This is a genomic window from Desulfofundulus sp. JL263-se (assembly GCF_056316025.1).
This window is the reverse complement of sequence record NZ_CM149993.1, coordinates 2,490,365-2,511,192: the sequence shown is the minus strand read 5'-3', so window position 1 is coordinate 2,511,192 and position 20,828 is coordinate 2,490,365. Positions and strand designations below refer to the sequence as shown.

Here is a 20,828-nt window from a genome sequence, read left to right as displayed (position 1 = left end):
CCAGAACGGCATGTTTGTAGCCTACCTATAAGGAATTGAAACAGTACAGCTCAAGGTCACATACAGCTTTTAAGATATGGTTTGTAGCCTACCTATAAGGAATTGAAACAGTACAGCTCAAGGTCACATACAGCTTTTAAGATATGGTTTGTAGCCTACCTATAAGGAATTGAAACAAGTTTAATCGTCCTATGGGTAGTAAGGGTAGGTTGTTTGTAGCCTACCTATAAGGAATTGAAACTTTACCGCGGACTGCGGGTTTCGAATTGAATTGGGCGTTTGTAGCCTACCTATAAGGAATTGAAACTGGGACTTATTCCCCATATTGTCATGCCCCAGATAGGTTTGTAGCCTACCTATAAGGAATTGAAACCTCGGAGGAAGTCAATTCCTCCAAAAACCAAATAAGTTTGTAGCCTACCTATAAGGAATTGAAACAGAGCTTGATATATTATAGATATAGGAATACGAGGAGTTTGTAGCCTACCTATAAGGAATTGAAACTAGAAAAACTGAGACATAAAAAATTTTTTGGCTCACCGTTTGTAGCCTACCTATAAGGAATTGAAACCGGAACCGCTCCGGCAGAATGCTCTGGCATTCGCGAAGTTTGTAGCCTACCTATAAGGAATCTATTTAGCCCCCTAATTGAATTGGACAGATAGTCTTAACCCTACTAAAATTTAAAGTTATAGGGGGCTGCATTCAATGACAAGAAGAAAATATACACCGGAAATGAAAATGCAAATAGTCAAAGAAGTTATGGAAACGGGAAACGGATCCATCGTAGCCCGGCGGCACGACATTTCCTCCTCCCTTGTCAACCGGTGGGTAAGAACCTATAAAAAATACGGTACCCTTTACCCTGAAAAAGGACAGCTACAAAACAACGGAAACAACCCTTCCTCAAAAGAATATAAAACAATAATGCAAGAAAACGAAAAGCTAAAGAAGTTATTGGGCGAAAAAGACCTGGAAATTGCCATTTTGCGTGATTTATTAAAAAAAACAAACCCACACTTGCCGATAAAATAGCGGTTACTAAAAAATGGATACAGAAGGGTTACAAAGTTTCACTGGTTTTAAAAATTATTGGTATTAGCCGTTCCACCTATTACTATAACCTACATCGCAAACCCAGGTCAGAAACTCGTTCGGGTGGCCGTCCTAAATCCCGGCATACCTTAACAAAAAATAATAAAATAATTAGCAATGAACAGGTTAAGGAATGGCTTTGTGAGCTTATTGTCGCTGAAGGTGTCGCCTACGGGTATGTAAAATTAACCCATTGCCTGCGTAAAAAATATAACTTGCTAATTAATAAGAAAAAAGTTTACCGCCTCTGCAAAGAACTAAAAATACTGCGACCGCAGAGGAAAGTGAAAAGAAAGCACCCCAAAAAGCTGGCCCGCAACCGGATCGTTACCGTTTCCAACCAGTTGTGGGAAGTTGACGTGAAATATGGTTATATTGCCGGCGAGAACAGGTTCTTTTTCATTATGCCCATTATAGACGTATTTGACCGTTGCATTGTTGACTATCATATAGGGTTATCATGTGAGGCAAGAGATGCTGCAATCACCCTGAAAAGAGCACTGTTAAAACGGCAGCTTTTTACGTCCAAGCAAAAGCCGGTTATTCGGTCCGACAACGGCCCGCAATTTATCAGCAACCTCTTTGAAGGGACATGCTTAGAGTTGAATATAGAGCATGAGAGGACACCCTTTAAAACGCCTAATTTAAACGCTCACATCGAAGCCTTTCACGCAATCTTAGAGGAGGAATGCTTATCCCGGTATGAATTTTCCAGCTATGCTGAAGCGTATCAAGTTGTTAGCAACTACTATAATGTTTCACAACGGGTGACGTAGATCCCAAAAAATGGACACTAAATTGGACAGGCCTCCTTCCTTTTGATAAAACAATACTAAGGAAGGTGGAACCAAACCATGGGTAAAAAGAAGCGCAAATTCACCCCGCAGGAAAAACTCGAGATCGTCCTTGAAGGCATGAGAGGTGACACCTCGGTAGCCGAAATATGCCGCCGCTACGGGATCTACCACTCGGACTACTACCGCTGGCGGGAAAAGGTAATGGACGGTGCCATTGCTAGCCTCAAAGAAAATGGAAAGAAAAAGAACGACCCTGAAATAAAAAGCCTCAAAGAGGAAAAAGAACGTCTTGAAAAAGCCCTCCTTGAACTGACCATAGAGAACCAGCTGCTTAAAAAAAACGGGATCTAGGCTTGCCTCATGACCTGAAAGGGCATTGGATATCTCCTGAACAGCAGCAAGAACTAATAGAAATCATTGAAAATACCCCCTGGCCGGCAGCCAGGACATGCCGGGTACTGGGGCTTAACCCCGACCGCTGCTACCGCTGGCGCAAGCGTATGGAAGAAGGCAGCCCGGTGGCCGGCAAAAAGCCCCTGCGCCCCCATGCCCTGCTGCCCGAGGAAAAAGACAAAATCATCAAATACGCTTTAAAGACGGAATATCGCCACCGCAAGTTGGCTTACGACCTGCGCCGCAAGAACATAGCTCATGTATCCTCGTCCAGCGTATACCGGGTTTTAAAAGAGGCCAACTTGATAGCGGCCTACAATCCGCCGAAAAAGCCTGTCCAAAAGCGCGAGATAAAAGCTGACGGTCCCAACCAGGTATGGAGGATTGATATCACCTACATTCCAATAGCCGGTGGATACGGCTACCTCATATCCGTGCTGGACAGCTACAGCCGGTATATTGTAAATGCAGAGCTGCGCGCCACTATGACCACCGGCGACGTGAAAAAGACAGTGGACGGGGCCCTAGCCAAGGAAGGCCTCATAACGTCAGAAAACAAGCCATTACTTGTCTCCGACAACGGCACCCAGCTGGTGTCCAAGAGCTTTAAGAAGTTCCTCAAAGACCTGGGCATCAGGCATATACGCACCGCCTACCGGCACCCGGAGAGCAACGGGCGGATAGAGGTTTTCCACAAAACCCTTAAGTACGAGTGCGTTTACCTCAAGGAAACATACCCTAACCTTTTGGCTGCCAGGCAAGACATTGAATCATTTATTCATTTTTACAACCATGAGAGGCTGCACCAGGGTATTGGTTTTGTGACACCTTACGAGAGGTACACAGGCCGGGATAAGGCCATTAAAAAGAGGTATAAAGAACAGCTGCAAATGGCCTGTGAGCGCAGGAAAGAATTGAACAGGCAGAGATATCAAAAAATGCGCTCCCTTTCGGCGGCCTAGTCAAAGGCATATTCCCTGGTGAGCCCCTGAGGTAAAAACCCATGTTAGCAGGCGGCGCCGCAAGGGTAGCCTTGACAGCCGGGACCCCCGCATGTGGTACAATGGATGGACCGGCGGGGTATGAGGTAATGTGCTGGCATATTCCCCGGAGCCGCCCCGTCGGCATTAAATGAAATACCACATGCGGGGTGGATGTCAAGGCCGCCGCTCCTCCGGGAAACTGGAAGGGGTTTGCCTGCCTAGTTTAGTGTTTTGTTATGGGAATCTACTTGATTTTTCAGAAACAGTGCAACTACATTCAGTTCTATAACAAGGTTCGCATTCACTCAGCTACAAATTACCTGGCACCGGCAGAATGCTACGAGATGCTGCGGGAAAAACAATTGGAACTGAAGCCGGTTAAAGTATAAAAACAGCATGTTCCTTGGTGAGCCCTTGAGGTTTTAAGCGGCGCCGAAGGGAAGCCTTGACAGCCGGGATCCCCGCGCGTGGTATAATTTTTTGATCGACGGGATGTACGATACCTCATGATTACATGTTCCCCGGAGCCGCCCCGTCGGCGGTTTCTTTCCAACCACGTGCAGGGTGGCAGTCAAGGCCGCCGCTTAATGCAATTTCACGAGTTTTTTTAAAAACTGGAAGTATGTAAGACTAATTGTCCAATTTTAGGGGGTCAACCCGCAGCCGGAGTTTGAGCTGCAGCCAGGGTTTCGTTTGTAGCCTACCTATAAGGAATTGAAACTTCAGGGTTTTGTAGTAGCGCACCCAAACGTCATCATGTTTGTAGCCTACCTATAAGGAATTGAAACCTGGTCCAGGTAAAGTCCCAGTCCAGGCCGGCGATAGTTTGTAGCCTACCTATAAGGAATTGAAACGTCTCCAGCTCCCGCATCTTCCTGGCCGCCACTTTCGGTTTGTAGCCTACCTATAAGGAATTGAAACGTCTCAATCCTGGCCAAAGTTCGTTCACTAAGTGGAAGTTTGTAGCCTACCTATAAGGAATTGAAACTCCTGTATCGGTATACCTGCCTTTTCCGCGTCCGATTCGTTTGTAGCCTACCTATAAGGAATTGAAACCTTTCTGGGCAACTACCGTTACTCCAATAAGAACAGTTTGTAGCCTACCTATAAGGAATTGAAACCTCAAATCCACTTTCAACCCAATGCCACAATTAGGACGTTTGTAGCCTACCTATAAGGAATTGAAACAGAATTACACTGCCCCCGCTCATCCGGGCCATGCTGGTTTGTAGCCTACCTATAAGGAATTGAAACATGTCTAATACTGTCGAACCCCGCATAAACCACAAGTTTGTAGCCTACCTATAAGGAATTGAAACTTGTTCTTCCGCCTCCGCCCGCTCTTGTTGCCGCCGCGTTTGTAGCCTACCTATAAGGAATTGAAACTACAACCCTACTCAGAACTTCTTCCACGTCCAGGGTGTTTGTAGCCTACCTATAAGGAATTGAAACTTGGTCGCAAGTATGACCCCGCCCAGGTCCTGGCCTGTTTGTAGCCTACCTATAAGGAATTGAAACCTCGCTGGTTCTGTTTACTCCGGCTTCGAGTGTGTATGTTTGTAGCCTACCTATAAGGAATTGAAACAGCCAAATCTATGAAATACTCAAGAATAAGACATATAGTTTGTAGCCTACCTATAAGGAATTGAAACGCCAGTAGGGGAATGCCGGCCCGGATGACCCCGAGGAGTTTGTAGCCTACCTATAAGGAATTGAAACAGGTCTGGTATTGCCGGCTTATCATCTTCAGCTTGGTTTGTAGCCTACCTATAAGGAATTGAAACTCGCCGTCAATTATCGTGTAGGTAAAACTGATATTTGTTTGTAGCCTACCTATAAGGAATTGAAACCTGCCAGGAGGACGGCACTCCCTGGCATCCCGGAAGTTGTTTGTAGCCTACCTATAAGGAATTGAAACAAAGAGCAGGCTCAGAAGTCTGTTCGTGACCGCCTGGTTTGTAGCCTACCTATAAGGAATTGAAACACGAACTGGAAACTGCAAAAATGCACGGCTTTATCCCGTTTGTAGCCTACCTATAAGGAATTGAAACCTGGCTTCGGGGCGGCAGCTACCGTAACTACTGGGCCGTTTGTAGCCTACCTATAAGGAATTGAAACTCATAGACGATCAGCTCGCCTATCGCTCCCCAGTCAGTTTGTAGCCTACCTATAAGGAATTGAAACAGTTTCCTCCTTTCGATTGTTTTCGGAATTTTTTGTGTTTGTCTAAGTGGACCCCATTGTCAAGACACAAATTTTAAAAATTTAAGCTACAAACATATGTTTGTTCATGGTGATTAACTCTTATTTTTAAAGGTGAAAACCAATTTCTCCTCCCAGATCTGTAATATTTTCCCTGGCACATGCCACCTCCCTGAAAGTGTTATTTTTCTGTTGAAAGTAAATTTCAGCTGGAGTTTGATAGTCCAATGATTGATGCGGCCTTGAATAATTATAAAATTCCAGATAATGGTTTATCTCCCTACGGGCTTCCTTGGGGCTGGTGTATTCTTTGAGATATACTTCTTCGTACTTGAGGCTGCGCCAGAGGCGCTCTGTAAAGATATTATCAGTGGCCCTGCCTTTCCCGTCCATGCTGATGCGGACACCGGCTTCTTTTATAGGAGCTTTATATATTGCGGGCTGGTAAACTGGCTTCCCTGGTCGCTGTTCATTATCTCCGGTTTGTTTCGGGCCAGGGCGCTCTCTACAGCCTCAATTACGAAAGGTAGTTCCAGAGTTTGATCGATTTCCCAGCTTACCACGTAATCTGTTTGGCAAGTATAAAATAACGAATTTGGCAATTAAAAAATACACAGTTTGGTTGCCATCACGCAATTTAAAATATATTCCTTGGAGAGCCTTTGAGGCTAAAATCCATGTTAGCAGGCGGCGCCGAAGGGTAGCCTTGACGGCCGGGGCCCCCGCATGTGGTACAATGGATGGACCGGCGGGGTATGAGGTAATGTGCTGGCATATTCCCCGGAGCCGCCCCGTCGGCATTAAATGAAATACCACATGCGGGGTGGATGTCAAGGCCGCCGCTCCTCCGCGAAACTGGAATCTACTTGATTTTTCAGAAACAATGCAAAGGAGCAGTGTCCGAAGAGCAAAGGCGTAAGCCTGCAGCATATATGTATGCTGTGTTAGGTAATGCGGTTTATGTAGATGCCGCCCTCATATATTCTTCCAATAAAGTGTCGATAAGTTCTTTAACAGAAATGATTTTATCTATCCGATAAGCGTTAGCTCCCGCAAAAGCAAATCCTTCTCCAAGGTTTCCCTTTTTGGCATTGGTTAATGCAAGAGTAATGCAGTATGGCGCATTTTTAAAATCACAGGTTTTTAGACATTTCCAGAGACATTTAAAAGGTTTTTTGACTTTTGTTGATATTTCTTCAAGAAACTTATTCCGTATGGCTCTTCCCGGCAATCCAACAGGACTGTCAATTATGATCAGATCCTCTTTTTTGCATTTCACGTATGTTTCCTTAAATTCTATGAAAGCATCACACTCGTGAGTTGCAACAAACCTGGTTGCCATCTGCACCCCCTGAGCCCCTAACTGGATAAATTTATGAATGTCCGCACCTGTAAATATGCCTCCTGCAGCAATTACTGGAATACTTTTATTAAAGTGCTGCTCATAGGGCTTTATCACAGAGATTACTTCCGGCAGTATCTTTTCCAATGCAAAGTCAGGATTATTGATTTGCTCTCTTTTAAATCCGAGGTGTCCACCAGCTAACGGACCTTCAACAACTACAGCATCAGGTACATAATTATAGTTTTTTGCCCAATATTGAAATATAATTTTAGCCGCTCTTGCAGAAGACACTATAGGAACAATCTTGGTTGCAACTTTTCTCAACCTATTCAGCAGCAATGTTTTTGAGTTCCTTAGTGGGAGTCCTGCCCCAAGAAAAACTAAATCCACACCTTCATCCACTGCAACCGATATAAGATCATCAAAATCTGAAAGGGCTACCATTATATTTACACCAATCATACCCTTTGTCATCTTTCTTGCCTTTCTTATTTCTTTCCGTAAGGCTCTTTTGTTTGCTTCCTTGGAATTTGTGTTAAAATCAGGCTCAAGCATACCAATTCCAGCAGCAGCAATAACTCCAATACCACCCTCATTTGCAACGGACGAGGCTAAGCCTGATAAAGAAATGCCAACACCCATTCCTCCTTGAATAATTGGGATATTAACCTCCAAATCACCTATTCGCAGTTTTGGTATTTTGGGGATACTCATTATTACACTCCTTCAATTAAATATAAAATAATGACAGATTTCGGGGCTTCAATCCCTTCGGCCCATGGCTTTCGGCTTGCTATCTTGCTTTCTGCGCTTAAACCTGGCCGGTTACCCGGCAGGTTCCAAAACTCGGTTACTGGCGGTTGGCTAGACCTTACCTGATGGGCATCCCACTCACTTTATCTTAATAGTTTTGCTCAGTTGTGCACTCCGGCTACCAAGGCTACCCTTGCGGTGGCACCGCCACCTAGGTAAACCTTAAGGGCTCACCAGGAACATAATAACAATTAAACCCGAATAAAGGAAGTGTCAATGAACTTCGCTTATATGCTCTGTAACAAACAATTTTTAATACTCGTCCAGTTCGCTGGGTTGGCTTTATTATTGCCCCAAAAGTATAATTCTCAATTTGAATCAAAAATAATTCTCACTTTATATTGGACCAGTCAGGCAAATAAAACAATACAATTCTCAAATTCCGTTAGCAAGAGCTATAAAGCCGGGCTACCATAAAAATACGGCACCCGGCTGGTTATACAGCTCAAAGCAGTGAATGCCAGCATTTTTTTCTGCAGGCCAAAATTTCAGTCCGGGCTTCCAGCAGCTTTTCTTTAAATTCAATAACGACCCAAATTTTTGAGATTTACTTGTTCCAGGCCCATTTCTGTAAAATTAATTTGTTCATAGCCTTCGAGAATATCCATCACTTTTACCCTCCCCTCGTTAGAGATTGCAATTGATCATATTTCATTTTTATAAAATAAAAAAATAGTGAAGAAGAGGAAAGGGAATATGAATTTATAAAGAAGTGGAGTTAAAGGGGAAATTTTCGAGAAGGTGTGGTAAGATATATTCAACGAATTTCCACAAATTCTCGAACTTTTCGCTGTAACGGAGAGATCCAGCTGTGTCCAATAAGCCTTTAAAAGCGATACCGGGCATTCTTCTTATGCTGGCCATTGCCGTTTTGGCCAGGGGAGGGGCGGATTTCGGCTTTCCCCAGTGGCCGGGACTGGAGGCTTATTTTAGAGAAAACCCCTTTTTAAGCAAAATCCTGGTTGATGTGCTGCACCTGAATTACATACTTATTTCCATAATACTTGGGATGTTTATTAGAAATACCGTGGGGGTTCCCGGATGGGCCGGGGCGGGTATAAAAACTTCCCGCCTGTTTATCAAGGTGGGGGTAATCCTTCTCGGGTCGCTGTATAGTATTGTTGACCTAGCCAACCTGGGAACGAAGGCCATAATGATAATTTTAATATTCGTGTTTTCTACCTTGTTTTTAACGTTATATCTTGGACAGAAAAAGGGGATGAGCCAGACATCCGCCTCGGTACTGGCTGCCGGGACCGCCGTTTGCGGCGTTTCGGCTATAGTGGCTACGGCCCCGGCTGTGCGGGCTAAAACGTCCGATGTGGCCTATTCCATAGCCACCATTCTTTCCTTGGGTTTAATTTTTCTACTTACTTTTCCCACCGTAGGCACCTTGATTGGGCTAAGTCCCCACCAGTTCGGTGTCTGGGCCGGTACCGGCATACTGAATTCGGGGCAGGTCCTGGCGGCCTCTCTGGTTTTTGATCCCGGTACGGCTTACCATGCTTCCGTTAGCTTAAAGACAGGTGAGATTTATAATTTAGTCAGGGTAATTTTTCTTCCTTTTATAGTTCTTTTTTTAGCGGTTTATAACCTGCGCGGGAAGGAATACGAATATGACTATGAAATCAATATTGGCCTTTGGAGCAAGTTTCCTGTATTTGTAATTGGTTTTTTGATTATGGTTTTTCTTACTTCTTTTGGCTTGTTTGGCGAGACTTCTCCCCCGTCTCCCGAGCTTTTATTTATCCGTAACCTTTACAGCTGGTTTTTTGCCATTGGCCTGGCCGGCCTGGGGATGCAGATATCCCTGGCGGAACTGCGCAAAGCGGGCGGCAAGCCCCTGGTTGTGGGAGCTGTTGCCGCCGTGGTGAAGGCCGTGGGGGCTTTGATTGTAGTGCTGTTATTTATTTCTGAAGAACCTTGATAAAGGAGTTGTCCAAATGCCCGATGAAAAATATTCCCCCGGGAAAGGCCTGGAGCAGTCGGGCGATGGGGACCATTCATTGTTTGAAACCGAGCGGCTGGAGGACTATGCGGCTCTTGCCATTTCTGCCCTGATACTGCTTATTGTCCTGGTGCTTTTTTAAATTCCGGGATTGCCAGCACCGGGCAGGTTATCTTTTTTATGAGCTTTCCGGGATTGATATTAAGGGTGCCTTCGGCATTTTTAGGCGGGAGCGGTAATACCAACAACCCTTCGCATCCAAGCCGGGAAGCAGCTGAGATAATTATTTTTTCCGGGATTTCTTTTTCAATTAATGTGCGTACCGGTATATTACAACCGGCTCCCCTTGCGGCAATATAGCCCAGCGCTGTTTCGGCCTGCTTCTTTAATCCTTGTTCAAAATAACGGTAAAAATCCCTGCGTGTTTGGTAATTGCTGATCCATTCATCTCCCAGGATATCATCCCACCTGCTGTCAATTACGTATAAAGCGGTTAATCCTGCCCCGGCGCTTGCAGCCAAATGCAGGGCCAAAGTTATAGATTTGTCAATAGCCGGATATCCATTGGCCAGCAGCACAATTTCTTTAACCAGAAGATCTCCTTCTTTCTGAGGAAGGCCCCGTATCAAGGCCTTAATTATAACTCGTAGTCTTGTGTATTCTTTAAAAATACCAGGGTACCGGTGTAAGAGCCGTTTTTATCATATACGGCAAGAAGCTCACAAAGAATGTTGTTTAAAGATAACTTAACCCTATTCAAGGAATTTGAGCCGATATTATTGTAAATTGCAGCAGACAGTTCGGAGTTTACGTTACTTATATTCATGCCTTTTTCCAATTTGCCCAGGTAATATTGGGCCATTATATTTGCTGCGTTAATTTCGTTATTTTTGTCGACAAATATCGCTCCGTCTTTTAGAAGTTCAATAGTCTTAATAAAAACAAGGGCGTACAGTTTTTCCTTTTCGGTGTTTTCACTTATTACTACCAGAGACCCCAGCATTTTGCCGTTTTTAAAAATGGGGGAGCGTATAATTTCCAGGGATTTATCTGATTTTTTCAGGGTAAACTTTTTGTTGCTTTCACCTACCTGGCCTAATATTTCTTTAAGGTTGGATTTTTTTAAAACAATTTCTTTTTCCGGGAAAAAATCGTGGGCGGCTTTATTGGCAAAAATCACCCGGTTAAATTTATTGGAAAAAATTATACCTTCCTTTAAGTGGTTTAAAATGTCAAAATCAATATTTTCAAAGTATGATTTGGTGCTGTTGGCCTGCCATAATTCCACTAAAAATTGATAGATGCAAAAATACAGGGCGAACAGGAGAAACATTATAGTTAAAATTCGGTAAGTATCAAAGTTCTCATCTTTGGAGAAAATATATAATTCCAGGGATGTATCCTCCAGGGTATTTTTACTTATTTTATATTTTAAATCACTGCTTTTAAATTCTTTGTATTTGAAGTTAAATTTTTCCAATTCCTCCTCGGAAAACGGCCATATAACAGGCCGGCCTTTATTATCAAATATGGCCACTTTATAATTCGGCTGCATGAATTCCCGAAATATTTCTTCTTTGAATTCATTTATGTTAAATTCAATAACTAAAAAGCCAGTTAACTTGTTTTGGGTATTTAAAAGCGGTGTAGTTGCAAGTAATGTCCTTTCGATTTTGTCTTCCTGAGTGGCGGATATAAATACATTCCCTTTTTGTTTTAACTTTTTGTAGAGAGTTTTATCGGGGATAAGGTAATTTTTTGCGCCGGAAAGCGATTGAACCGCGTAGCCCCGGTAATTTAATAAATATACATTAACGACTCTTTTGTCCGAACCGGCAATCTCATTTAATATTTCTTTATTCCGGATATTTTCTTGAAGTTCGATTTTTTGTGCCCAGTTTTCCGTAAATAGTTTGATTTCATCCATAAACCCGAGGGTTTTGTTTAGGGCTATGCGCTGAATTCCCACTTCATATTCTTCGAGGTTTTTCTTTAAAAAACGAAATTCTACAATTAAAAACAAGGTGATGAAGCTTAATAGGAGGATTATTATTACCAGGGGTACGGTTTTCTTTGCTCCGAAAATTTCCTTCATGAGTTGCCTCCCGTCATTCTATTAAGCCTTTTTTGGCTGCGGTAGTCAGGGCTTCTTCGATGGTTTTAACTCCTAATTTAGTACATATTCCCTTTATTCTTCTCCTTAATGTTGAAAGACTTATAAATAACTTGTCGGCGGCGGATTTTTGATTTTCTCCCTGGGCGATAAGCTGCAATATTTGAATTTCCATATCGTTTAATCCCGTTTGGGAGAGGTTGAACAATTTATCTGTATCCAGTCCGGGGTAAAGGTAGCGGCCGTTTTTTAAGGTAATTGTTATGGCCGATTTAATTTCATCGAAAGATGCGTGTTTGGGGATAAAGCCGTGAACCCCGTGTTCTATGGCTTTCTTAACGAACATGGGGTCGTCGTAAGTAGTGAGGGCAATATATTTTACGCGGGACAGCCTTTTTGTGATTTCCTTGCACAGTTCAAGGCCGTCCCCGTCGGGAAGCTTGATATCAAGAAGTATTATATCGATGTCATCCCTAATGTTTTCCATGGTTTCCCTGCAGGAGCCCGCTTCAGCTACAACCGTCATGCCGGGCTCCATTTCTATGAGCCTTTTCAGGCCTTCCCTTACAATATTATGGTCTTCTACTAACATTATTTTAATTTTTTCCACTGGTTTGTCCCTCCGTTGTTACCGGCACGGTAAGTGTTACGGCAAAGCCATTTTCAGTGAAGTTGTAAACTAGGTCGCCGCCAATCAGGTTCGCCCGCTCCTTCATGCCCCACAATCCTTTCCCGTTTCCCATTTCCTGAGGAGCCTCTCCATTATCTACAATTTCAATTTTTAAGGCGTCATTTTCCAATGTGAAGTATATATCCACTTCATCAGCGCTGCTATGCTTGGCCACATTGGTAAGGGCTTCCTGGATTATCCGGTAAATTACGATTTCCGCTGTCTTTTTCAGTTCGAGGGGGCGATTCTGGTAGAACAGGTAAACCTTTATGTCGTGGGTCTGTTCAAAATGTCGCACATAAGATTCCAGGGCGGGTATCAATCCAACCTTGTCAATCAGATAAGGATGAATATCATTCATTATACTGCGCATGTCGTTGGCTGCATTTTGGCAGTGTTTTCTGAGCTTTACCAGTTGGGCATTGACATCTGGTGGTAGTTTTTCAGTTCCGAGATTTAAGATATAATCCAGTGAATGTATGATTGGAGACATATTTCTTCCGATCCAGTCGTGGATTTCAATGGAAATTTTCTTGCGCTCGGCTTCAATGGCTTCAAATAAATAGCGTTTATCCCGGTGTATTTCCACGGGACGGGCTATTAATGCAGCCCCTGCTATTTTTTTATATAAAAATAAGGGGTAATAATCTATTGTCAAAAAAACCTTTTGCCCGGACCGGGTATATAAGGTTTGGTAATCCGGAATTTCTTTTTTTTCCAGGATAACATTAAAAAGGGGCTGAGTTACATTTTGAGTATATGGAAAGAGGCTTACCATTTCGTTCAATGTCTTTTCCTTTATTGCATCTACAGAAATATCAAAAAGTTTCTCCGCGGCCTTATTTGCGTTTTTTATATACCCTTTATGGTCGGTGATTATGGTGGCGCTTTTTATATGGGCTATCAATTGTTCAAGGCGGCTGAATTGGGCCAATAAGGGCAAAAGAAATTTTCGGGTACCAACTATTAATAATACCAGTGAAAATAATATTAACATAAAGGAAAAAGTTCTTTTTTCTTTTTCCAGGGAAATGATGGTATTGGAATCCTCACTTATTTTTTCTTTTCTTAAAGCTTTTACGGAGATTGCCTTTTCCTGCAGTTCGGCGCTGAGGTTGTCGTGCCGGTCCCGTAAGGTTTCAATATACTTTGCCCGTTTTCCCGCCTGAATTACGGGAACAACCTCATTCTCCACAAAGGAAACATACTTTTTGTGCAGTTCAATTAGTTCACCGATGTTTTCTTTTTCCGAAGGGCTGACCTTGGTATAAAGGTAGAGCTCTTTTCTTATGGCTTTATTGCTGAGCCCGTAAAATTCATCAAGGTGCTGTTCGCCGGAATCCAAAATGTATGCCCGGCTGCTGGATATTAAGTGCGAAATATCAAGGGACAGTTCGTAACTTAAGCTTAAAATTTCTACGTCCCGGGTAAGGTTTCGAACCTTCTGGGGTATGGTATAGGAGTCAAAAAGGTGCAAAAGGGGAAGCAAAATAATGCTTAACAAGAGTACCGGTAACCACTTGTGGAAACTGTTATTCAGCATAATATCACCTTGACCCGTTTATAAAAATATTTCTACAAAAACTCACAAACTCCTCAATGTAAATTCTAGATGTCAATATAATGACCAAAAATGTTCATAAATGATGATGAAATTGGTCATGTTAGGTCGACAAAAGAACCAGAATGGCCCATCTGTATTGATTTCAATGCTTAAAATTATAAGATGATCTCAAGTACTATCACTAATTTTTATCCCAATTATTATCATTAGTTTTTTAATTAATTGGCCAGTAAATTATAAAAAATTTTGAAGGGGGGTAAATGCATGGCACAGGAAAACAGAAACCCGGATATCGATCTTGACGCCAAGGCCGCTGATACCTTTTCCGCTGAGAGGGTGGAAGATATCTGGGCCATTATCCTGGCATTAGTAACTTTTCTGCTTTGCTGGGCTTTCCCCGAGCAGGTGACACATTTCTTTAAAGAAACTTTGTACTGGATGTAAATGTTTTAATAATTTATGAGGGGGGAAACTCATGGGGCAAAAGGTTAAAAGCCTCATTTCTCCGGACTGGCGTGATGCCATTCCCGGTCTGATAGCTTGCATAATCTTTGCCTGGCTGGCCATGAACCTGAGCCATACTTTAAAAGTATTGCACAAGCAAGGTGTGGAATGGGCCACCTTCTTGTACGTCAGTGCACAGTTTAAGTATGTTGCTATTCTGCTGCTGGGCGGTATCATAATTAGAAATACGGTTGGGGTGCCCAAGTCCTGGATTCGGGGAATTATGGCTGCGCGCCCGATTATCAAGCCAGGTATTATTCTCCTGGGTGTGCACTATGTGTGGTCTGACGTAGTGAAGGTCGGTGGTGTGGGCCTTATTCTTACTACAGTTTTCATTTTTGGCACCGCTGCCTTTGTTATGGTATTATCCCGTAAATTCGGTGCGCCCGATGGGCTGGGCGGCATTATGGCGGCAGGTACCGGCATTTGCGGTGTTTCGGCAATAATCGCCACGGCCCCGGTGGTACGTTCCAAGCCCCGTGACTTGGCCTATGCCATTGGTACCATTTTGCTCTTCGGCACCTTGATGCTCTTTATTTTCCCGTATATTGGCAAGGCCCTGGGTCTGTCAGAGTCCCAGTTCGGCGCCTGGGTGGCCATTGCTATTCTTAACACGGCGCAGCTCATTGCCGCTGCCGAGTGGTATGGCCCCGGGGCCCGGGATACCGCGGTGCTGATTAATGCTGCCCGGATTATGTTTATTCCCGTAGTGGTATTATTTGCCCTGTGGTTCTACGTTATCCGCGGACAGGCCGCCAACGTGTATGAACGCGGCAAGGCTGCCGTTTCAGCCGTTACCGAGCAAGCAGCAGCAAATGTTGACAAGTGGCAGCTTTTCAAAGATAAATTCCCGGTGTTCATCCTGGGATTTTTCGCCCTGGTGGCATTGAACAGTGCAAAACTCAGTGTCTTTGGCGGCCCTGATGTAGAAGGCTCTGCATTCTGGGCTATAAATAATATGTTTAAGTGGTTCTTTGCCGTCGGCTTTGCAGGCATTGGACTAATGATTTCCATTGAAGACCTGAAGAAGGCAGGCGGCACGGCCTTTGCCATTGGCTTCGGTGCCGCTGTGGCCAAGGCCGCTCTGGGACTTATTGCCGTTTATCTCGTCGGCTCCGAGCTGCTCACCGTTATTGGCGGATAACCGGTGGCCGGCGGTGGAATAATTACGTGCAGGGGAGGGTGTCCTCCCCTGCTGTGTTTTTCGGATTGGACGATATGATGTTGGGGGAAGGGGCATTGATAGGGAAAATTTTGGTATGCCTTGACGGCGAGGAACATTCCCGGCGGGCCGAGGAATATGCCATATTCCTGGCCAGGGCCACAAAAGCGCACCTGACGGCCCTACATGTTGAAGACCCTTATCTTAAACAATTTCATCATGAAATTTATGCCCAGGGGCGAAGGGAATATGTGGCTTATGTTGACAACCTTTTGCGAGACCGGGCTGCCCGGATTTTAGAGGACTTCCGCCGGAGCGCGCAGGCTGCGGGAATAGACTACACGGCTAAAGCCCGGCACGGCCCCCCCCTGGAAGAAATCATAAAGGAGTTACAAGAAACCCCCTACGACCTTATAGTGGTGGGAGGAAAGCAATTACACGGGCTGGATAAGTTTAAGTCGGGAAACTTGCCCGGCAAGCTGGAAAAAGCAGTTGAAATACCGCTTTTAATTGTCAAACAGCAATAAGTAAAGGGGATTTAAATATGGGTACGTATGAGTTTGAAAGGGGTGCGGATCTGAACCTTTCTCCCCGGCGGGTATTTAAATTTCTTAAGGATGTTAGATTACTTATGCTTTTAGCGCCCTTTTTTGAAGTTAGAGGGGTGAAAAAATTAAGCCGCGGTCCTTTTGCCGAAGGAGCCAGGTATAAGCTGGATCTGGTAGACGACGTTTCGGGGCAGGATGCCGGCGATGAAATAATCATTGAAGAATACCGGGAAGGACGGCGGATTGTGTGGGCTTTTCAGGAAGAAAAAAGAAATGTTATTTTTGATATTCAGCCCCGGGAAAATGGCTCGCGCCTTATTATAAGGGAAATTTACCATTTGTCTGAAAACATAAGGCCGGGGCATGTTGACCGGCTGTCGCGGGACCATTTAATGTGGGTCAGGAGTATTGTCCAGTACCTGCGGCTTTATGAGAAAGATACTTTTTACCACAGGTTTATGCGGCGAGTAATGGAAAAAATATGGCTCCCTATGACTCCTTCCCAGCGCCGTATAGCCCTGTTAATTTTACTTATTCAAGGAATCGTAGTGCTGGTGTTTATTTTGGGCGGCTTAATGTTATATTTGAAAAATATTTTTGAGGTATTATTTAAAATTTAAATTATAGATTGTGCCTTCGGGATTTTACCCGGAGGCTTTTTTGATTGCCGGCTTGTCGGGAAGGTGACATTTTTGACGGCTGGCAGGAAGGGAAATGTAAGCTATTGGAGAATAGTTATAAAAACAATAAAATTTAAAAATAGATAAATTTTTATAATCTAAAAACTAGAATTTTTTTAGATAAACTTTTGCCGGTTATCCGGAGAAGTGGGCTTATCGTCCTGTTTTTTCCCTGGTAGCAATTTAACGTGGAGGGTCTGCTTTTATAACGGGCATAATTCTTGCGAGTACTTAAAATATGGATTACTCAAAGGAGGGGAGCATAATGGCGAAACTGAAATCAACCTAGCGGTACCGCCTGAACGTCTAATAAACCAATTAGTTAATAAAGGGGTAGATGCTATGACCATGGATGAATTAGTAGGCAAAGTTAGAGAAATTAGTGAACAAAATCCCTACCTTTGCATGCAGTGCGGAACCTGCAGTGCCAGTTGTACGGGGATGGGCATGATGGAAGAGCTGCCCAGGCAGGTAATGCGCATGCTGCAGCTGGGTATGGGGAAGGTTTTGGAGTCCCCTTCAATCTGGATGTGTACTACTTGCCTCACTTGTACCGCCCGCTGCCCGAGGGGTATAGATATTGCCCGCGTAATGGAGGCCCTGCGGGTAATTAACTTGCGAAAAGGAAACGAAGTTTTGTCTCCGGAAAAGATTCCGCCGGAATTACTTACAGAAGTTCCCCAAATGGCCTTGACCAGTGGGTTCCGCAAGCTTAGCGCGTAAAGGAGGGGTAGAATGAGCATACCGTACTTTCCAGGATGCACCTTGTATACCAAGGCCAAGGGGTTAGATAGTTCCACCCGGGAATCGCTGGCCGCCCTGGGCCTGGAATTGGCCGAGTTGTCCGAGTGGACTTGCTGTGGCACGGTATTCCCGCTGGCCCAGGATAACTATATGGGCATGGTGGCGGCGGCCCGTATTTTAGCCAATGCAGCTAAACAAGAGGACGGCCGGCTGGTTACCGTATGTTCCTTTTGTTATAACGTGTTAAAGCGGGTAAATTATGCTATCAAAAACAATGAAGAGGTTAGAATGAAGTTGAATAACTACCTGGAAGAAAATTATGCCGGGGAAACCAGGCTGGTTCACCCCCTGGAACTGCTCAGGGATGATGTGGGATTTGATTCCTTGAGGAACAAGGTTAACGGTAAACTAAAGGGGATTAAGGTGGCCTGTTACTACGGCTGCATGCTTTCCCGGCCCGCTGCGGAAATGGGGTTTGGAGAGGCTGAAAATCCCACGGTTATGGATGAAATGGCACTGGCGCTGGGTGTTGAGCCAATAGACTTTCCTTATAAAACGAAGTGTTGCGGCTCGTACCAGCTGTTGAAAACATATGAACTGGTGGTCAAGAGGGTAAGGGAGATCCTTGACGGGGCGAAGGCCGAGGGAGCTCAGGCGATAATTACCAGCTGCCCCCTCTGCCAGTTTAACCTCGACTGGATACAGGAAAAAATTGCGAAAGAAGACGGCGACTTCTCTCAAATACCCGTACTGTATTTTACCCAACTTCTGGGCGTGGCTTTGGATGTACCGGCTGAAAAGCTGGGGTTTGATCAGCATTATGTTGACCCAAAACCTTTGCTACAGGGCCTATAATATTGCATTAAAGGAGGCAAGCCTATGGCTGAAGAGAAAAAAACTGTCAGCATATACATTATGGGTAAGCAATATAAAGTGCCCTATGGTGTAACCATAATGAAGGCCATGGAATATGCCGGCTACCGGTTCATCCGGGGTTGCGGGTGCCGGGGCGGATTTTGCGGGGCCTGTGGTACCGTTTACAGGAAGCCCGGTGATTTCCGGCTGAAAGTCGGACTGGCCTGCCAAACCATGGTGGAAGACGGAATGCATCTAACCCAGATTCCCTTCTACCCGGCCAACAAGGCGACTTACAACCTGGAAGAATTAACTCCCACACTGGCTACACTGCTTCAGCATTATCCTGAAATGACACGTTGTCTTGGATGTAACCAGTGCACCAGAATTTGTCCACAAGGGTTATCGGTTATGGATTATATAGCGGCAGCCCAGCGGGGGGACATCGAAAAGGCGGCCCACATGTCCTTTGATTGCATTATGTGCGGGTTGTGCGCATCCCGTTGTCCGGCCGAGCTCGTTCAGTACAATATAGGTATTTTGTGCCGCAGGCTTTACGGGCGCCATATAGCTCCCCGTGCTGAGCACTTGGCCAAGCGAGTAGAGGAAATTAAGGCCGGGAAGTTTGACGAAGAAATAAGTAAGCTCATGCAGATGAGCAAAGAAGAACTGCAAAAGCTGTACGATGCCCGGGATATTGAACAATAAAGCTGCCCGTGATAACCAATTAGGGAGGGTGACAAGCTAAATGTATACGGCTGAAATGCTGGAATTAATTAAAAAAGTTGAGCAAACTAGAGAAAAGCGTTTAAAAGAATCTTTCCCCCGCTTAACAGCAGAACAAAAGAATGAACTGTTGCGCTCTTACCATCCTGATTACATGGAGGGGGCCATGAGGCCGGTAAAGATTGGCCCCAATGAAGGAGACAAGATGCCTCATGAGCACGTTGACCTTTTAGAAAGCCGTTCCGTGATTGACCCGGATGATATATCTCTGGAAAATATTGATTATGATGTGGACGTGCTGGTCATCGGCGGCGGCGGGGCCGGTACTTCCGCTGCTTTGATGGCTCACGAGGGTGGGGCCGATGTTTTGCTGGTCACAAAGTTACGCCACGGCGATGCCAACACAATGATGGCCGAAGGGGGCATTCAGGCTGCAGACAAGGAAAATGACTCGCCGGCCATTCACTACCTGGATGTTATGGGAGGCGGCGGATTCCATAATATTCCCGAATTGGTCAGGGCCCTGGTGACAGATGCCCCCATTTGTATCCAGTGGCTGGAGAGCCTGGGGTGCATGTTCAGCAAGTATCCCGACGGTACCATGAATACCATCCATGGTGGGGGGACTTCCCGCAAGCGCATGCACTTCGCCCACGATTATACCGGTGCGGAAATAATGCGTACGCTGCGGGATGAGGCCCGTAACAGGGGCATTAAGGTAATTGAATTTTCACCGGCAGTGGAGTTAATTAAGGATGATCAGGGCCAGTGTGCCGGTGCCGTTCTGTACAATTTAGAAACTCAACAGTATTTGGTTGTCAGGGCCAAAGCAGTTATTATTGCCACCGGGGGCTCGGGCCGCCTGCATATCAATAATTCACCTACTACCAACCATTACGGCGCCACGGCGGACGGGCTGGTAATGGCCTACCGGGCTGGGGCCAAGCTGGTTTTTCTGGACGCTACCCAGTTTCACCCCACGGGAGTGGCTTTCCCGGAGCAAATCGTGGGCCAGCTGGTGACGGAGAAGGTTCGTGGATTGGGCGCTCAGCTGGTTAACATAGACGGTGAGCAATTTATTTACCCGCTGGAGACAAGGGACGCGGTTTCTTCGGCCATTATCCGGGAATGCAGGGATCGTAAAAAGGGAATTCCCGTTCCCAGTGGTTACGGTGTATGGCTCGATTCACCAATGATTGAGATAATCCACGGCAAGGGGACGATAGAAAAAGAATTACCGGCCATGTACCGTCAATTTGAGCGTTTCGGCATTAACATGGCTGAGCAGCCTATTCTTATTTATCCAACCCTTCATTATCAAAACGGCGGTATATTAATTAATGACCGGGCTGAAACGGAAATTCCCAACCTTTACGTAGCCGGTGAGGCCTCCGGCGGGGTGCACGGGCGTAACCGCTTGATGGGCAATTCCCTTTTGGATATCATTGTCTTCGGCCGCCGGGCCGGCATGAATGCTGCTGAAAAGGTTAAAAGTGTTAAGCTGGGCAAATTGACCCTGGACCATGTTAAGCGCTATAATGAAGAACTTCAGGAAAAAGGGTTGGGCGAAAAGGTTGCGCCGATTTTGCTGCCTGATTACCGTGGCAAGATTAGTGGTTAATCGGTTAAATTTAATAAGGAAGTCGAAAGAAAGGCCCGAGGATTCCGGGCCTTTCTCCTTGTGCG

General features: G+C 45.0%; 20 protein-coding genes, 2 pseudogenes and 2 CRISPR repeat arrays (1 of these 24 cut by a window edge). Of the genes and pseudogenes, 16 read left to right on the top strand and 6 right to left on the bottom strand.

Annotated elements, in window-relative coordinates; genetic code table 11:
• Nucleotides 1-638: direct repeats of the CRISPR family, unit length 30 nt; unit sequence GTTTGTAGCCTACCTATAAGGAATTGAAAC; it reaches 5,082 nt to the left of the window's first position.
• 70 nt (nt 639-708) lie between these two features.
• The 6 genes and pseudogenes from ACX4JR_RS13000 (at nt 709) to ACX4JR_RS12975 (ending at nt 3,657) form a co-directional block, all read left to right on the top strand.
• Nucleotides 709-1,035 (top strand): transposase, encoded by a 327-nt coding sequence (locus tag ACX4JR_RS13000; RefSeq protein WP_476058454.1) that lies wholly within the window; start codon nt 709-711, stop codon nt 1,033-1,035.
• Nucleotides 999-1,367: pseudogene (locus ACX4JR_RS12995) on the top strand (IS3 family transposase); the annotation flags it as partial. The gene ACX4JR_RS13000 and the pseudogene ACX4JR_RS12995, both read left to right, overlap by 37 nt.
• A 12-nt stretch (nt 1,368-1,379) precedes the next feature.
• Complete coding sequence (locus ACX4JR_RS12990) at nt 1,380-1,871, top strand: transposase (RefSeq protein ID WP_476058453.1); 492 nt, start codon at nt 1,380-1,382, stop codon at nt 1,869-1,871.
• A 78-nt stretch (nt 1,872-1,949) separates the two neighbouring features.
• Nucleotides 1,950-2,243: a transposase gene (locus ACX4JR_RS12985; protein WP_476057865.1), complete on the top strand. Its 294-nt coding sequence runs from the start codon at nt 1,950-1,952 to the stop codon at nt 2,241-2,243.
• Nucleotides 2,244-2,245: 2 nt separating this feature from the next.
• Complete coding sequence (locus ACX4JR_RS12980) at nt 2,246-3,247, top strand: IS3 family transposase (protein ID WP_476057866.1); 1,002 nt, start codon at nt 2,246-2,248, stop codon at nt 3,245-3,247.
• A 257-nt stretch (nt 3,248-3,504) separates the two neighbouring features.
• Nucleotides 3,505-3,657, top strand: a complete 153-nt coding sequence (locus tag ACX4JR_RS12975) for a helix-turn-helix domain-containing protein (protein ID WP_476058452.1) — start codon at nt 3,505-3,507, stop codon at nt 3,655-3,657.
• Between the two features lie 302 nt (nt 3,658-3,959).
• Nucleotides 3,960-5,452: a CRISPR direct-repeat array (repeat unit 30 nt; unit sequence GTTTGTAGCCTACCTATAAGGAATTGAAAC).
• A gap of 126 nt (nt 5,453-5,578) precedes the next feature.
• Here ACX4JR_RS12975 and ACX4JR_RS12970 read toward each other — a convergent pair.
• Both ACX4JR_RS12970 and ACX4JR_RS12965 read right to left on the bottom strand, forming a co-directional pair.
• Nucleotides 5,579-6,036, bottom strand: a pseudogene (locus tag ACX4JR_RS12970) (transposase); the annotation flags it as partial.
• A 392-nt stretch (nt 6,037-6,428) separates the two neighbouring features.
• Entirely contained in the window at nt 6,429-7,529 is a 1,101-nt protein-coding gene (locus ACX4JR_RS12965; RefSeq protein WP_476058451.1) for an NAD(P)H-dependent flavin oxidoreductase, read from the bottom strand.
• 910 nt (nt 7,530-8,439) lie between these two features.
• Here ACX4JR_RS12965 and ACX4JR_RS12960 point away from each other — a divergent pair.
• Together ACX4JR_RS12960 and ACX4JR_RS12955 are read left to right on the top strand one after the other, a co-directional pair.
• Nucleotides 8,440-9,555, top strand: a complete 1,116-nt coding sequence (locus ACX4JR_RS12960; RefSeq protein WP_476058450.1) for a YeiH family protein — start codon at nt 8,440-8,442, stop codon at nt 9,553-9,555.
• 16 nt (nt 9,556-9,571) lie between these two features.
• Nucleotides 9,572-9,718, top strand: coding sequence for a hypothetical protein (locus ACX4JR_RS12955; protein WP_476058449.1), 147 nt, complete (start codon nt 9,572-9,574; stop codon nt 9,716-9,718).
• On the opposite strand, the gene ACX4JR_RS12950 is transcribed toward ACX4JR_RS12955, so the two are convergent.
• Genes ACX4JR_RS12950 through ACX4JR_RS12935 form a run of 4 tightly spaced genes read right to left on the bottom strand, consistent with a single transcriptional unit; the run spans nt 9,696 to nt 13,902 of the window.
• Entirely contained in the window at nt 9,696-10,205 is a 510-nt protein-coding gene (locus ACX4JR_RS12950) for a universal stress protein (protein WP_476058448.1), read from the bottom strand. The genes ACX4JR_RS12955 and ACX4JR_RS12950 overlap by 23 nt on opposite strands.
• Nucleotides 10,206-10,213: 8 nt before the next feature.
• Complete coding sequence (locus ACX4JR_RS12945) at nt 10,214-11,671, bottom strand: cache domain-containing protein (RefSeq protein WP_476058447.1); 1,458 nt, start codon at nt 11,669-11,671, stop codon at nt 10,214-10,216.
• Nucleotides 11,672-11,684: 13 nt separating this feature from the next.
• Nucleotides 11,685-12,299 (bottom strand): response regulator, encoded by a 615-nt coding sequence (locus ACX4JR_RS12940; protein WP_476058446.1) that lies wholly within the window; start codon nt 12,297-12,299, stop codon nt 11,685-11,687.
• Complete coding sequence (locus ACX4JR_RS12935; protein ID WP_476058445.1) at nt 12,286-13,902, bottom strand: sensor histidine kinase; 1,617 nt, start codon at nt 13,900-13,902, stop codon at nt 12,286-12,288. The genes ACX4JR_RS12940 and ACX4JR_RS12935 overlap by 14 nt, the downstream gene beginning before the upstream one ends.
• 285 nt (nt 13,903-14,187) lie before the next feature.
• On the opposite strand from ACX4JR_RS12935, the gene ACX4JR_RS12930 reads away from it, so the two are divergent.
• From ACX4JR_RS12930 to ACX4JR_RS12895, 8 genes are all read left to right on the top strand, one after another.
• Complete coding sequence (locus ACX4JR_RS12930; RefSeq protein ID WP_476058444.1) at nt 14,188-14,367, top strand: hypothetical protein; 180 nt, start codon at nt 14,188-14,190, stop codon at nt 14,365-14,367.
• A gap of 31 nt (nt 14,368-14,398) precedes the next feature.
• Entirely contained in the window at nt 14,399-15,571 is a 1,173-nt protein-coding gene (locus ACX4JR_RS12925) for a YeiH family protein (protein WP_476058443.1), read from the top strand.
• 53 nt (nt 15,572-15,624) lie between these two features.
• On the top strand, nt 15,625-16,116 hold the full coding sequence (locus tag ACX4JR_RS12920) for a universal stress protein (RefSeq protein WP_476058442.1): 492 nt from the start codon (nt 15,625-15,627) through the stop codon (nt 16,114-16,116).
• 17 nt (nt 16,117-16,133) lie between these two features.
• A complete protein-coding gene (locus ACX4JR_RS12915) occupies nt 16,134-16,757 on the top strand; it encodes an SRPBCC family protein (RefSeq protein ID WP_476058441.1) in 624 nt (207 codons plus the stop codon).
• 402 nt (nt 16,758-17,159) lie between these two features.
• Nucleotides 17,160-17,540 (top strand): 4Fe-4S dicluster domain-containing protein, encoded by a 381-nt coding sequence (locus tag ACX4JR_RS12910; protein WP_476058440.1) that lies wholly within the window; start codon nt 17,160-17,162, stop codon nt 17,538-17,540.
• 12 nt (nt 17,541-17,552) lie between these two features.
• Nucleotides 17,553-18,416 carry a CoB--CoM heterodisulfide reductase iron-sulfur subunit B family protein gene (locus tag ACX4JR_RS12905; RefSeq protein WP_476058439.1) on the top strand — a complete coding sequence of 288 codons (864 nt, stop codon included), beginning with the start codon at nt 17,553-17,555 and terminating at the stop codon, nt 18,414-18,416.
• Between the two features lie 24 nt (nt 18,417-18,440).
• Nucleotides 18,441-19,124 (top strand): 4Fe-4S dicluster domain-containing protein, encoded by a 684-nt coding sequence (locus ACX4JR_RS12900; protein WP_476058438.1) that lies wholly within the window; start codon nt 18,441-18,443, stop codon nt 19,122-19,124.
• A 40-nt stretch (nt 19,125-19,164) separates the two neighbouring features.
• The gene (locus tag ACX4JR_RS12895; RefSeq protein ID WP_476058437.1) at nt 19,165-20,763 is read left to right on the top strand and encodes an FAD-binding protein; all 1,599 of its coding nucleotides are present in this window, start codon (nt 19,165-19,167) and stop codon (nt 20,761-20,763) included.
• Nucleotides 20,764-20,828 lie beyond the last annotated feature (65 nt).

What these genes read in the sequence shown, in the direction of transcription:
- ACX4JR_RS12915 (WP_476058441.1), top strand. Translation starts at nt 16,134, where the DNA reads ATGGGTACGTATGAGTTTGAAAGGGGTGCGGATCTGAACCTTTCTCCC.
- ACX4JR_RS12910 (WP_476058440.1), top strand. Translation starts at nt 17,160, where the DNA reads ATGACCATGGATGAATTAGTAGGCAAAGTTAGAGAAATTAGTGAACAA.
- ACX4JR_RS12985 (WP_476057865.1), top strand. Translation starts at nt 1,950, where the DNA reads ATGGGTAAAAAGAAGCGCAAATTCACCCCGCAGGAAAAACTCGAGATC.
- ACX4JR_RS12975 (WP_476058452.1), top strand. Translation starts at nt 3,505, where the DNA reads ATGGGAATCTACTTGATTTTTCAGAAACAGTGCAACTACATTCAGTTC.
- ACX4JR_RS12945 (WP_476058447.1), bottom strand. Translation starts at nt 11,671, where the DNA reads ATGAAGGAAATTTTCGGAGCAAAGAAAACCGTACCCCTGGTAATAATA.
- ACX4JR_RS12955 (WP_476058449.1), top strand. Translation starts at nt 9,572, where the DNA reads ATGCCCGATGAAAAATATTCCCCCGGGAAAGGCCTGGAGCAGTCGGGC.
- ACX4JR_RS12935 (WP_476058445.1), bottom strand. Translation starts at nt 13,902, where the DNA reads ATGCTGAATAACAGTTTCCACAAGTGGTTACCGGTACTCTTGTTAAGC.
- ACX4JR_RS12905 (WP_476058439.1), top strand. Translation starts at nt 17,553, where the DNA reads ATGAGCATACCGTACTTTCCAGGATGCACCTTGTATACCAAGGCCAAG.
- ACX4JR_RS12925 (WP_476058443.1), top strand. Translation starts at nt 14,399, where the DNA reads ATGGGGCAAAAGGTTAAAAGCCTCATTTCTCCGGACTGGCGTGATGCC.
- ACX4JR_RS12930 (WP_476058444.1), top strand. Translation starts at nt 14,188, where the DNA reads ATGGCACAGGAAAACAGAAACCCGGATATCGATCTTGACGCCAAGGCC.
- ACX4JR_RS12895 (WP_476058437.1), top strand. Translation starts at nt 19,165, where the DNA reads ATGTATACGGCTGAAATGCTGGAATTAATTAAAAAAGTTGAGCAAACT.
- ACX4JR_RS12900 (WP_476058438.1), top strand. Translation starts at nt 18,441, where the DNA reads ATGGCTGAAGAGAAAAAAACTGTCAGCATATACATTATGGGTAAGCAA.
- ACX4JR_RS12965 (WP_476058451.1), bottom strand. Translation starts at nt 7,529, where the DNA reads ATGAGTATCCCCAAAATACCAAAACTGCGAATAGGTGATTTGGAGGTT.
- ACX4JR_RS13000 (WP_476058454.1), top strand. Translation starts at nt 709, where the DNA reads ATGACAAGAAGAAAATATACACCGGAAATGAAAATGCAAATAGTCAAA.